The 12,543-nt window shown below is 72.0% G+C and carries 10 protein-coding genes; 6 read left to right on the top strand and 4 right to left on the bottom strand.

Annotation, left to right across the window (positions count from 1 at the left end; genetic code table 11):
* Both ACZ4EG_RS37380 and ACZ4EG_RS37385 read right to left on the bottom strand, forming a co-directional pair.
* On the bottom strand, positions 1-416 hold a 416-nt coding region (locus ACZ4EG_RS37380), incomplete at its 3' end, for an acetyl-coenzyme A synthetase N-terminal domain-containing protein (protein WP_467793778.1).
* Positions 417-683: 267 nt separating this feature from the next.
* Positions 684-3,209 (bottom strand): bifunctional SulP family inorganic anion transporter/carbonic anhydrase, encoded by a 2,526-nt coding sequence (locus ACZ4EG_RS37385; protein ID WP_467793779.1) that lies wholly within the window; start codon positions 3,207-3,209, stop codon positions 684-686.
* A 337-nt stretch (positions 3,210-3,546) separates the two neighbouring features.
* Between ACZ4EG_RS37385 and ACZ4EG_RS37390 the strand changes: the two genes are divergently transcribed.
* Positions 3,547-4,812 carry a polysaccharide deacetylase family protein gene (locus ACZ4EG_RS37390; protein WP_467793780.1) on the top strand — a complete coding sequence of 422 codons (1,266 nt, stop codon included), beginning with the start codon at positions 3,547-3,549 and terminating at the stop codon, positions 4,810-4,812.
* Between the two features lie 21 nt (positions 4,813-4,833).
* Here the strand turns inward: ACZ4EG_RS37390 and ACZ4EG_RS37395 are convergent, their stop codons facing one another.
* A complete protein-coding gene (locus ACZ4EG_RS37395; protein ID WP_467793781.1) occupies positions 4,834-5,814 on the bottom strand; it encodes an ATP-binding protein in 981 nt (326 codons plus the stop codon).
* 100 nt (positions 5,815-5,914) lie between these two features.
* Here ACZ4EG_RS37395 and ACZ4EG_RS37400 point away from each other — a divergent pair, with 100 nt between their 5' ends.
* Positions 5,915-6,739 (top strand): Fic family protein, encoded by an 825-nt coding sequence (locus ACZ4EG_RS37400; protein WP_467793782.1) that lies wholly within the window; start codon positions 5,915-5,917, stop codon positions 6,737-6,739.
* 371 nt (positions 6,740-7,110) lie between these two features.
* Here ACZ4EG_RS37400 and ACZ4EG_RS37405 read toward each other — a convergent pair whose 3' ends face one another.
* Positions 7,111-7,944: an HAD family hydrolase gene (locus ACZ4EG_RS37405; protein WP_263210963.1), complete on the bottom strand. Its 834-nt coding sequence runs from the start codon at positions 7,942-7,944 to the stop codon at positions 7,111-7,113.
* A gap of 583 nt (positions 7,945-8,527) precedes the next feature.
* On the opposite strand from ACZ4EG_RS37405, the gene ssd reads away from it, so the two are divergent.
* Genes ssd through ACZ4EG_RS37425 form a run of 4 tightly spaced genes read left to right on the top strand, consistent with a single transcriptional unit; the run spans position 8,528 to position 12,543 of the window.
* Positions 8,528-9,634, top strand: a complete 1,107-nt coding sequence (gene ssd, locus ACZ4EG_RS37410; protein WP_467793783.1) for a septum site-determining protein Ssd — start codon at positions 8,528-8,530, stop codon at positions 9,632-9,634.
* Positions 9,631-10,899, top strand: a complete 1,269-nt coding sequence (locus ACZ4EG_RS37415; protein WP_467793784.1) for a TadA family conjugal transfer-associated ATPase — start codon at positions 9,631-9,633, stop codon at positions 10,897-10,899. The genes ssd and ACZ4EG_RS37415 overlap by 4 nt, the downstream gene beginning before the upstream one ends.
* Positions 10,892-11,761, top strand: a complete 870-nt coding sequence (locus ACZ4EG_RS37420) for a type II secretion system F family protein (protein WP_467793785.1) — start codon at positions 10,892-10,894, stop codon at positions 11,759-11,761. Before ACZ4EG_RS37415 ends, ACZ4EG_RS37420 begins: the two co-directional genes overlap by 8 nt.
* Complete coding sequence (locus ACZ4EG_RS37425) at positions 11,758-12,543, top strand: type II secretion system F family protein (RefSeq protein ID WP_467793786.1); 786 nt, start codon at positions 11,758-11,760, stop codon at positions 12,541-12,543. The genes ACZ4EG_RS37420 and ACZ4EG_RS37425 overlap by 4 nt, the downstream gene beginning before the upstream one ends.

The following is a 12,543-nucleotide window of genomic DNA, read 5'->3' on the forward strand; positions in this document are numbered from 1 at the left end:
GCGTTCGCGGCGCGGGAGACCTCGTCCTTCAGCTCGGTGTAGGTGATCGAGCGGCTGTCGCCGGGCTCGCCCTCGAAGTGGATCGCGACCCGGTCGCCCAGGCCGGCCTCCACGTGCCGGTCCACGCAGTTGTAGGCGACGTTGAGCCGGCCGTCCTTGAACCACTTCGCGAACGGCGGGTTCGACCAGTCCAGCGTCTCGGTCGGCTCGGTGGCCCAGGTCAGCCGGCGGGCCTGCTCGGCCCAGAAGCCGAGCCTGTCAGCCTTGGCCTGTTCATACGCCTCCGCCGTGACATTGGCGTGCGCGGCCAGCTCGGCGGGCGGCGCGAACCTGCGCTCCTCCTTGAGCAGGTTGGCCAGGCTTTCGTTGCTCACGACATCTCCCTTTCCAAGGGTGTCCGTTGTGTCCCAGGCCACAGCTCATCAGACCCGGGGGTCCGATGACAAGGGTCGACCTGAAATTGGTTTAGACCTGTCTGGATGGTCCACCACCCCTGTACACGGATGCCGACCAAGGCCGGGTTCAGCCTCCTGACCTTCGTTGTGACGGCTACCGCGGGCTGCCGGGGCACCCATGTGTCACCCACATGGGCGCCCTGCACGGTGCCGGAGCCCCCGGGTGTGCGGCCGCCGGTCATGCACCGGCACACCGTGGCCGCACCCGGGTCCGGTCCGCCGGTCCGGTCACGCCGGGCTGGGCAGCTCCTCCGCCCCCGTCACGTGCTCGAACACCGCCTCGTCGCCGACCGTGCCGCCGAGCAGATACGCCTGCGCCTCGCCCACGTGGAAGTACATCCCGTGCAGCTCCAGCGCACCGTCCGCCAGCGCCCGCGCCACCGAGTCGTGTGCGCGCAGATGCTCCAACTGCTGGACCACGTTGGTCAGGCAGAGCTGTTCCACCGCGTCGGCCGCCGCCCGCCCGGCCAGCCGTGCCCAGGGCCGGCTGTCGTCCGCCATCCGCTCCAGGCTCGGCAGGCCGTGTCGCAGCCACCGCTTGAGGGGGGTCGGCTCGCCCCCGGGCTCGGAGCCCAGCAGCGCCTGCATGGCCCCGCACCCGGAGTGCCCGCACACCGTGATGGAGCGCACGTTCAGCACGTCCACCGCGTACTCGATCGCGGCCCCCACGGAGTCGTCACCGCTCTCCTCGCCCGGCAGCGGCACCAGGTTGCCGACATTGCGGACGACGAAGAGGTCGCCGGGCCCACTGGAGGTGATCATCGACGTCACGAGCCGGGAGTCGGCGCAGGCGAGGAAGAGCTGGGAGGGCCGCTGCCCCTCCCGCGCCAACCGCGCCAGCTCGTGCCGCACCAGCGGGGCGGTGTTGCGCTGGAACGCGCTGATGCCGCGGGCCAGTTCATGCGCGCTGGATGTGGCATCGGGGCCGGAAGCCGACATGGAGCCGGAGCCGGAGTCGGAGCCGTCAACGGAGGTGGCCTCGGCGTCGGAGGCGGCCTCGGCAGCGGTGCCGTTGCCCGGTTGGGTCGCTCCCTCCGGGCCGTCGGTCCCGTCGGGCTCCGGCCGTCTGCCCGCACCACCGCTCGGTCCGCCGCCGGACGGCATGTCGCACTGGTGGTTGCGCCAGGGCGTCCAGGGCCGGCAGCGGCATCCGGCGGACGGCGTCGGCTCGGCGGTCCTGAGCCCGGTGCGGCGGCCGGTCAGTTCGGCCGTCCCGCCCTGCGCGGTGTGTGCGTTCTGCCAGTCCTGCAGTGACTCGTACGCCGCGTGGTCCATGAACGAACCGTCCAACTCCACGACGGCGCACGCGCCTTGGGGTACGAGATGCAGGGCCCGGCTGAGCCGAGGCACCGCGAGGAACGTCAGCTGTCCTCGTACATGTACGTGATGGACTCCTTCCTTCTCTTCGTGCGTGATACGGGTGCGAGCGAGGCGGTGCAGAGCGAGGGCGACGGCCACGGCGACGCCGAGCGCCACGCCCTCCAGGACGCCCAGGAAGACCACGCCGAGTGTGGTGGCGGCGTACACCAGTACTTCGCGGTGGCGGGTCACCGCACGGATGTGGTGCAGGGACACCATCTGGATGCCGACGGCCATCACCAGGGCGGCGAGCGAGGCGAGCGGGATGAGGTCGAGGACCGGGACCATCAGCAGCGCGGCGACTACTACGAAAACGCCGTGCAGCATCGTGGAGTTCCGGCTCACGGCACCGGATTTCACATTCGCCGAACTTCGCACGGCCACGCCCGCGACCGGCAGTCCGCCCAGTGCTCCGGAGACGCAGTTGGCGGCGCCCTGCCCGAGCAGCTCCCGGTCCAGGTCGGAGCGTCCGACCTGGGGCCGCGGTCCGGGGCGGCGGGCGACCAGCTTGTCCACGGCGACCGCGCCGAGCAGTGACTGCACGCTGCACACCAACGTGGTGGTGAACACGGCGGCGGCGATGCCGAACACCGGCCCCTCGGGCAGTCCCGCCAGGGCGTGGCTGCGCCAGGACGGCAGGTCGACCTTGGGCAGGGTGAGCGCGGCGAGGGAGGCGGTCGCGGTGGCAGCGGCGACGGCGACGAGGGCGGCCGGGATCTTGCGCAGCAGGCGTCCGGGACGGCCGGGCAGGCGCGGCCAGACCAGCAGCAGGGTCAGGGTCAGCGCGCTCATCGACACGGCGGCGGGCTGCAGGGCCGCCAACTGGGCGGGCAGCGCGAGGATGTTGTCGAGGACGGAGCTCTGGGGAGTGCCGCCGAGGACGATGTGCAGCTGGGCGACGGCGATGGTGACGCCGATGCCGGCGAGCATGCCGTGCACGACGGCCGGGCTGACGGCGAGGGCGGCGCGAGCCACGCGCAGGCAGCCGAGGCCGAGTTGGGCGAAACCGGCGAGGACGGTGATGCCGCACGTCGTCCGCCATCCGTAGCGGTGGATCAGATCGGCGGTGACGACGGTGAGTCCGGCGGCGGGGCCGCTCACCTGGAGCGGGCAGCCGCCGAGCCGCCCGGCGACGAGTCCGCCGACGGCGGCGGCGACGAGTCCCGCCTGGAGCGGGGCGCCGGTGGCGAGGGCAATGCCCAGTGACAGGGGCAGGGCGATCAGGAAGACCGCGATCGATGCCGACAGGTCGGCGCCCGCGAGGTGGAAGCGGCGGGGCGGGACCGGCGGTGGGCTGTGCGGTTGGTGGGGGTGCTTGGTCCGGGTCGGGTCGGCGGTGCGGACTCCGGCCGATCGGGCAAGGCCGAGGGCCTGGGTGGATGCGCAGACTGACATGTTTTCCCGTCTCCTCCGGGGCGGCGCGGTCGCGATGGGGGTGGCCCCGTCGAGGTGACGGGGTGGGTCGCGGCCATGGGTCACGGCGTGCAGCGGCGGGATGAAATCAACGCTGGGTAAATAGATCGTAATGCAGAGTAAAGGTCATGCATGGACTTTCAGTGCAAATGGTGCAGAGATTCACCCGCTGGGATGAACCGAGCATTTCATCGGCTTGTCGTACTAATTCCTTCTCGGTCCCGTGGGACCTTGGCGGCGCTGTCGGCACACCCCGGCAGATCACCAGACAACGCCCGTATCGGCGTTGGCCTGAGAGAAGGAAGAAGGTGGGCGGAACATGGCCGCCAACCAGAGGATCGCCGCGGGCGCCATGGCCGCCGCGGCCTGTGCGGCGTCGCTCGCCGGTTGCGCGAGCGACGCCGACGGCTCCAAGGAAGGAGCATCCGGACCTCGGCAGGGCGCTGCCGCGCCCCAGAGCATGGTCCGCCTGATCGGCGACGGCTCCACCGCGTACACCGGCGCGCAGCCGCACCTGCCCAGACCCGAGCGGCTCAAGCCCGGTGAGAAGCCTCCGCAGTTCGTGGTGTTCTCCTGGGACGGAGCGGGCGAGGACAGCCAGAAGCTGTTCTCCCACTTCCGCAAGGTCGCCAAGGCCAACCACGCGACCATGACGTACTTCCTCAGCGGCGTGTATCTGCTGCCGGAGGAGAAGCGCGACCTCTACCGGCCCCCGCAGCACTCGCCGGGCCGGTCCGACATCGGCTTCAACGACGAGAAGGGCATCGCCGACACCGTCCGGCAGTTGCGCCTCGCCTGGCTGGAGGGCAACGAGATCGGCACCCACTTCAACGGCCACTTCTGCGGCAATGACGGCGGCGTCGGCCAGTGGTCGGTGGACGAGTGGAAGGACGAGATCACCCAGGCCAAGCAGTTCGTGAAGAACTGGAAGACCAACTCGGGCCAGACGAAGGCGCCGCCGCTGCCCTTCGACTACGACAAGGAGCTCATCGGCGCCCGCACTCCGTGTCTGGAGGGCCAGAAGAACTTCATCAAGGCGGCGAGCCAGTTGGGCTTCCGCTACGACACCAGCGGTGTCAACAACCAGCTCTGGCCGAAGAAGAGAGACGGGCTGTGGGACCTGTCGATGCAGCTCGTGCCCTTCCCCGGGCACACCTACGAGCAGTTGACCATGGACTACAACTTCATGATCAACCAGTCCGGCACCTCGACCCAGGGCGACCCCGACAAGTACGGCTACTGGGGCGACCAGATGCGTGACGGTCTGCTGAAGGGCTTCTACCGGGCCTACGACGGCAACCGCGCGCCCCTGGTCATCGGCAACCACTTCGAGCACTGGAACGGCGGCACCTATATGCGTGCCGTCGACGAGGTCGTCGAGCAGGTCTGCAACAAGCCCGAGGTGCGCTGCGTCTCCTTCCGGCAGCTCGCCGACTGGCTGGATGCCCAGGATCCGCAGACCCTGTCGAAGCTGCGCACCCTGGAGGTCGGCAAAGCCCCCAGGCAGGGCTGGGCGTCCTTCCTGTCGAACCGCTCCGCCCCGGCCCCGAAGGGGGCGCCGGGGGCACCGGCGATCGGGCGGTAGCCGTCGGACGGGCAGCAGCCGTCAGGCAGGGGTGGCGACACCCTCGCTGAGCACGAACCCGGGGTCGATCTGTGCCGCCAGGTCGGCCCCGGTGCGTTCATTGCCCCACGAGTGGGCGTTCTTCAGGTGGAAGTGCACCATCTGGCGCGTGTAGCGCTCCCAGTCCCGCAGGTCGTACGTCGCGTCGGCGGCGACCCGAAGGGTGCGCAGGGCACGGCTGTTGGTGTCCTCCAGGAGGTCGAACTGCGGCGGCCGGCCCTTCTCCATGGCACGCACCCAGTCGGAGTGCCCCACCGTCACGAGCAGGTCGTCCCCGACCTCCGCGCGCAGGAAGTCGATGTCGTCCTGCCCCTGCACCTTGTTGCCGACGACCTTCAGGACCACACCGAAGTCCTGGGCGTACTCCTTGTACTGGCGATAGACGGAGACCCCCTTCCGGGTCGGCTCGGCCACCAGGAACGTGATGTCGAAGCGGGTGAACAAGCCGGAGGCGAAGGAGTCCGAGCCCGCCGTCATGTCGACCACGACATACTCGTCGGGGCCGTCGACCAGGTGGTTCAGGAACAGCTCCACCGCTCCCGTCTTGGAGTGGTAGCAGGCGACTCCCAGGTCGGCGTCGGTGAAGGAGCCGGTGACCATCAAACGGACGGCGCCGCCGTCGAGTTCCACCGGCCGCGCGCAGGCGTCGTACACCGGATTGGGCTCCCGCACCCGGACCAGTCGCGAGCCCTCGCCGGGCGGGGTCGTCTTGATCATCGTCGCGGTGGAGGCGATGCGCGGGTTGGCACCGCGCAGGTACTCCTTGATCAGCGTCAGTCGCTGGCCCATCGCGGGCAGTGCGGCCATCTGTGCGTCGTCGAGGCCGAGCGCGGGGCCCAGATGCTGGTTGATGTCGGCGTCGATGGCGACGACCGGCGCGCCGGCGGCCGTCAGGTGGCGGATGAAGAGGGAGGAGAGCGTCGTCTTGCCGCTGCCGCCCTTCCCGACGAAAGCAATTTTCATGTTCACAAAGGGTAGTGGTCCGATTGCTCTGCGTGGCGGGCCGAGTGAAGAAGACCACTCCTTCGTGGGGTGGCACCATGGGGTGCGTAATGTCGTACTCATGAGTACGACAGGCGCGACTTCCGATCCGCTCGCAGCCTTGGGCTCGCTACCCGGTGTGGCCGAGTCCGTGGAGTCCGTGCGCAAGGCCGTGGACCGGGTCTACGGGCACCGGATCATGCGTCGCCGCAGCAACGAGATCACCTCCGAGGCGGCCCTGCGCGGCGCCCGGGGTTCCGCGGCGCTGTCCGGTGCCGACTGGGCCCTGGAGGAGGTGCGGCGGCGCACCGACTTCAGTGGCGACGATGAGGCACGCGTCGTGGGTGCGGCCCTGCGGCTGACCGCCGAGGCGGGCCAACTGCTGTCCATCTGGCGGCAGTCGCCCCTGCGGGTGCTGGCCCGGCTGCACATGGTGGCCGCCGCGGGCACCGGCGACGAGGTCGGCCGGCCCCGTGGGAACGGCGAGCCGGTCGACGAGCCCCTGGTCGAGCTGGCGCTGCCGGACGCGGACGAGGTGTCCGGACGGCTGGAGGGCCTCTCACAGCTGATCATCGCGGGGAGTTCCGCGCCCGCGCTGGTGACGGCGTCCGTCGTGCACGGCGAGTTGCTCGCGCTGCGCCCCTTCGCCTCCCACAACGGTCTGGTGGCGCGCGCCGCCGAGCGGATCGTCCTGATCGGCAGCGGTCTGGACCCGAAGTCGGTCTGCCCGGCCGAGGTCGGGCACGCGGAGCTGGGCCGCGCCGCGTATCTGGCGGCGCTCGACGGCTATGTCGCCGGCACTCCGGAGGGCATGGCGGCCTGGATCGCGCACTGCGGCCGGGCGGTCGAACTGGGTGCGCGCGAGTCCACGGCGGTGTGCGAGGCGCTGCAGCGCGGCGCCGCCTGAGAAGGCCGGGAAAAGGGTTGCGGCGGTACGAGTTTTCGTACCGCCGCTGGCATGCGCGCCGAGTTACCAAGCGTCCTCGATATGTCGCCCATCAGGTCGGGTACTTTGCCCGTCACCTGGTGTGGCTGGCCCGTAATCGACGGGTCGACGTCGCGTGGGTGCCCGGTGTTCATGCGTCGGTCCGTGGGCCAAATGCGTTTTAAAGGTGATCCTTTCGGATGTCCTTTGGTCTCGCGGGCCGTTAAATCCTTTGTACTGCAAGCCCGGAGCAAGCGGAACCCCTGGCTGTAGTTCTTTACTTTTGGGATCAAATATGCGTTAAACGGGCGCCGATATGCCGAACCAATCCGGAGTGGCGGTGAAATGCCAGGTCAGGCGACCGAGCTCCGGCGTCGGCTGGCGTACCAGACGAGGCCCGCGGTGGCGGCCGCGGCACCTATGGCCGCCGCCGCGACCAGCGCCGGCCGCGGCGGTACGGAGAGCACGGGGAGCCGCTGCTTGAGCCGGACCGGGCGGTGGAAGTCCAGAATCGGCCACCCGCGCGAGAGTGCCTCACGGCGCAGGGCCCGGTCCGGGTTCACCGCATGCGGATGCCCGACCGTCCTGAGCATCGGCAGGTCGGTCGCCGAGTCGCTGTAGGCGTAGCAGCGCTCCAGGTCGTAGCCCTCGGACTCGGCGAGCTCCTTGACCGCCTCGGCCTTGGTCGGGCCGTACGCGTAGTACTCCACTTCTCCGGTGAAGCAGCCGTCGTCGCCCACGACCATGCGGGTGGCCACCACCCGGTCGGCGCCGAGCAGCTCGCCGATCGGCTCGACCACCTCGGCACCCGACGTGGACACGATCACGACGTCGCGGCCGGCCCGGTGGTGCTCCTCGATGAGGGAGGCGGCCTCGTCGTAGATGATCGGGTCGATCAGGTCGTGCAGGGTCTCGGCGACGATTTCCTTCACCTGCTGGACGTTCCAGCCGCGGCACAGCGCGGACAGGTACTCGCGGGTGCGCTCCATCTGGTCGTGGTCCATGCCGCCGACCAGGAAGACGAACTGGGCATAGGCGGTACGCAAGGCGGCCCTGCGGTTGATCAGTCCGCCTTGGTAGAACGACTTGCTGAACGTGAGCGTGCTCGACTTCGCAATGACCGTCTTGTCCAGGTCAAAGAAGGCCGCTGTGCGGGGCAAGGAGTGGTTTTCCACGACCCAGAGCATAGGCGCCCACCATTCGGCGTAAGGTGGGGCGTGTGGGTTTGCCTGAGAGGGCTCTCGGGTACACCATGGAAGTCACGGATCGTTCGCGACCGTGCTAACCCGGCCCGACTCCTCCCCCCCCGAGTCGGCCGTGGGGACGACCCCCGCTCTCCCCCCCGGCGGGGGTCGTCGCATGTCCGGGTGGGTTTTCCCGTTCTCCAGGCGGTCGCGAGACCGCGGCAGGGCGGCTTCGGCCGCCTCTTGAGTCTGCGCATGATCGGTCACTGAGTGTAGTCGTGGCGCTGCTCTGCGGAAGTCGCACAGGGAACCGTGCAGGGGTCACCGGTATGGGTGACTGCGATATTCACAGCCGCTGAGTTGTCCACAGTTTTCGACCAAGATCCACACGATTTCCGGGATCGCTGCACTGTGATTCCAACGCGCAACGCTCGCGGCGAGTTCATGGCCGGTTCCGTTTGTCGGGGCGCGTATGGCCGGTTCGTATCGGCCGTTCATATGGAGGCCGGATGCCGGTTCTTCACACGTCCGGGAATCGCGTGGCCGCAGAGGGCTGCGCGGGACATGCAGCGAAGGGGGAGCACACGTGGCCGGAACCGTCACTCACGATCCGCCGCCCGACACCGGAGGGCGCCCGGGACGGCCGCTGATCATCACCGAGGACGCCGGGCTTCTCGACGATCTGCTGCGCCTGTGCGCGGCGGCCGGCGCGACACCCGAGGTCCACCACGGGGTACCGGAACCCAGAGGCACCTGGGAGGCGGCGCCGCTCGTCCTGGTCGGTGATGATGCGGCGCGGCGGGTGCGCGGGGCCGCGCGCCGACGAGGAGTGGTCCTGGTGGGCCGCGACCAGGACGACTCGGGGGTATGGAAACGGGCCGTCGAGATCGGCGCGGACCACGTCCTGATGCTCCCCGACGGCGAGCAGTGGCTGGTCGACCGCATCGCCGATGTCGCCGAGGGCGTCGGCCGCCCGGCGCTCACCGTGGGCGTCATCGGGGGCCGCGGCGGGGCCGGCGCCTCCACGCTCGCCTGCGCGCTCGCCGTCACCTCGGCGCGCGAGGGCCTGCGCACCCTGCTCGTGGACGCGGATCCGCTGGGCGGCGGACTCGATGTACTCCTCGGCGGTGAGACGGCCGAGGGCCTGCGCTGGCCCGCCTTCGCCGCCTCGCGCGGCCGGGTCGGCGGCGGCGCCCTGGAGGAGTCGCTGCCCCGGCTCCACTCCCTGAGGGTGCTCAGCTGGGACCGCGGTGACTGTGTCGCCATCCCGCCCCCGGCGGTGCGGGCGGTCCTCGCGGCCGCCCGGCGGCGTGGCGGCACGGTGGTCGTCGATCTGCCGAGGCGCCTGGACGACGGGGTCGCCGAGGCCCTCGCCCAGCTCGACCTCGCGCTCCTCGTCGTCCCCGCAGAACTGCGCGCCGTCGCGGCGGCAGGACGGGTGGCGTCCGCCGTCGGCATGGTCCTGCGCGACCTGCGGGTGGCGGTACGGGGACCGTACGCACCGGGTCTGGACGACCGCGAGGTGGCCAGACTGCTCGGGCTGCCGCTGGCCGGAGAGGTGCCCGTCGAATCGGGACTGCTGCGTCCGTACGAGACCGGGAAACCGCCCGGAGCCGCCGGCCGCGGGCCGCTGGCGCGGTTCTGCAAGGGCTTCTGGGAGCGGACGCTGGTGGAGGCGGGTGGCGTCGCATGAGGACGCTGCCCGGACCCGGCCTCGATCCGGCGGACGGCCCGGAACTGCTCGACGGTGTACGGCGGTGGCTGGCCGAGAGCGGCGCCGAACCGACACCCGCGCGCGTGGCCCAGGCGCTGCGCGAACAGGGGCGGGTGCTCGGCGACGCCGAAGTCCTCGGCGCGGCCGCCCGATTACGGTCCGAACTGGTCGGCAGCGGACCACTGGAGCCGCTGCTCGCCGACCCGTCGGTCACCGACGTCCTGGTGTCGGCCCCGGACCGGGTGTGGGTGGACCGCGGCGGCGGCCTCGAGCGGACCCCGGTGACCTTCCCCGACGCGGCGGCGGTACGACGCCTCGCACAGCGCTTGGCCGCGGTGGCCGGACGCCGGCTGGACGACGCGCGGCCCTGGGCGGACGCCCGGCTGCCCGACGGGACCCGGCTGCACGCGGTGCTGCCCCCGGTGGCCGTCGGCTGCACCTGCCTGTCCCTGCGGGTCGTACGGCCACGGGCGTTCACGCTCGACGAACTGGTGACGGCGGGCACGGTGCCGCCCGGCGGGGACCGCGTCCTCGGCGCGCTGCTGCGGGCGCGGCTGTCCTTCCTGATCAGCGGCGGCACCGGCAGCGGCAAGACGACCCTGCTGAGCGCGCTGCTCGGACTCGTCGGACCGGGCGAACGCATCGTGCTCGCAGAGGACTCGGCGGAGCTGCGGCCGGATCACCCGCACGTCGTACGGCTGGAGACCAGACCCGCCAACCAGGAGGGCGCGGGCCTGGTCACCCTTGAGGACCTGGTGCGGCAGGCACTGCGGATGCGGCCCGACCGGCTGGTCGTGGGCGAGGTGCGCGGAGCCGAGGTGGTCCATCTCCTGGCCGCGCTCAACACCGGCCACGAAGGCGGCTGCGGCACGGTCCACGCCAACGCCGCCGCGGATGTACCGGCCCGTCTGGAGGCCCTCGGCACCGCCGCCGGGCTCGACCGGGCCGCCCTGCACAGCCAGTTGGCGGCCGCGCTGTCGGTGGTGCTGCACCTCGTGCGGGACCGGACCGGCCGACGGCGGATCGCCGAGGTGCATGTGCTGGAGCGGGATCCCACGGGCCTGGTGCGGACGGTACCGGCGCTGCGCTGGGGCACGCGGGCGTTCGAGCGGGAGCGGGGCTGGGAGCGCCTGCGGGGGCTGCTGGGTGACGGCGGCGACAGCTGGGCCGACGACCAGGTCGACGGCTTCGACAGATGGGGCGGCGGCGAGGGAAGCGACGGAAGTGGTGGCTGCGATGGGTGAGATGGGTGAGATGTCGATGAGTGCTGCCGTGGCGTGCGCCGGTGCGGCCGTTTGGCTGATGGGTGGACGGCACCGGGAAGCCCGGCGGGCGAGGCTGCTCCTTGCCGGCGGCGGGGCGGTGGGGACCGGACCGCCCCCGTGGGAGCAGGCCATGGGTGAACTGCGGCGGCTTCGCGGCCGGTTGCAGGGCGAGTGGTGGTCACTGGCCGCGGGGCTGGTGCTGGCGCTGCTGGGCGCCTCGGTGATTCCGGTTGTCGCGGGGGCGGCCGGGGTGCCGGTGCTGCGGCGGCTGCGGCTGGCCAGGGAGGCGGGGCGGGCCCGGGAGCGGCGCGGGGACGCGGTGATCGCGCTGTGCGGCGCGCTCGCCGGGGAGGTGCGCGCCGGGCGGCAGCCGGGGGAGGCGCTGCTGCGGGCCGAGCGGGACTCCGGCGGGCTCGCGGACGCACAGGCGGCGGTGCTCGCGGCGGCTCGGTTCGGCGGGGACGTACCGGGCACCCTCGCCGCGGCGGCCCGGCAGCCGGGCGCCGAGGGGCTGTTGGGGCTCGCGGCGTGCTGGCGGGTGGCCGTGGACCAGGGCGCCGGGCTCGCGGCCGGCCTCGACCGGCTCGACGGGGCCCTGCGCGCCGAACGGGACCAGCGCGCAGACCTGCGCGCCCAGTTGGCGGGCGCCCGGGCGACGGCGGTGATGCTCGCGGCACTGCCCGTACTGGGCCTGCTCCTCGGTACGGCCATGGGCGCCGACCCGCTGCACGTGCTGCTGCACACCGGGGCCGGCCTGGGCTGCCTGGTGGTCGGCGGGGTGCTGGAGGCCGTCGGCCTGTGGTGGGCGGCGCGGATCGTGCGGGGAGCGGAGGCGGTATGAGCGCGCGGCTTGTCCACAGCCTGGGGACGGTCATGGTCGCGGCGCTGCTCCTCGGCTGGCCGGCACGGCGGTTCGCGGCGGCACGGCGCGGACGGCGGGTGCGACGACGGCTGGCCGGGCTGGTGGCTTCGAAGGCGCCGGACGCCGGGACGCCCTTCGAGGTGCGGGGCGTCGTACGGCGGTGGGGGCCCGTGGCCGGGGTGGTGGGCGCCGGGTGGGCACTGGTCGGCGGGCCGGCCGGGATGGCGGTGGGGCTGGGAGCCGCCGCGGGGCTGTGGCGTTGGCGGCACCGGCAGGAGGAAGCGGGCCGGGCGGAGGAGTTCGATGCCGCTCACGCCGCGCGCCAACTCCCGCTCGCCGCGGACCTTCTGGCGGCCTGCATCGCGGCCGGTGCCGGTCCGGTGATCGCCGCCCAGGCCGTCGGTGACGCCCTCGCGGGGCCCGTCGGACAAGGGCTGGCAAGGGGCGCCGCGGAGGTGCGGCTCGGCGGTGAACCGGCGGACGCCTGGCGGCGGTTGGCGTCGCTGCCCGGCGCCGGTGCCCTGGCCCGGCTCCTGGAGCGCGCCGACGAATCGGGGCTCCCGGCGGCTGGTCCCGTCGCACGGCTCGCCGCGGACGCCCGCGCGGGCTGGGCACGCACCGCGACGGCACGGGCCCGCCGTGCGGCCGTCATGGTCACCGCGCCGGTCGGGCTGTGCTTCCTGCCCGCCTTCATCGCGGTCGGTGTGCTGCCCGTGGTGATCGGGCTGGCGGGCGGAGTGGTGGGAGGCGGTGGTCGATGA

The sequence above is a fragment of the Streptomyces sp. NPDC025638 genome, assembly GCF_055558775.1.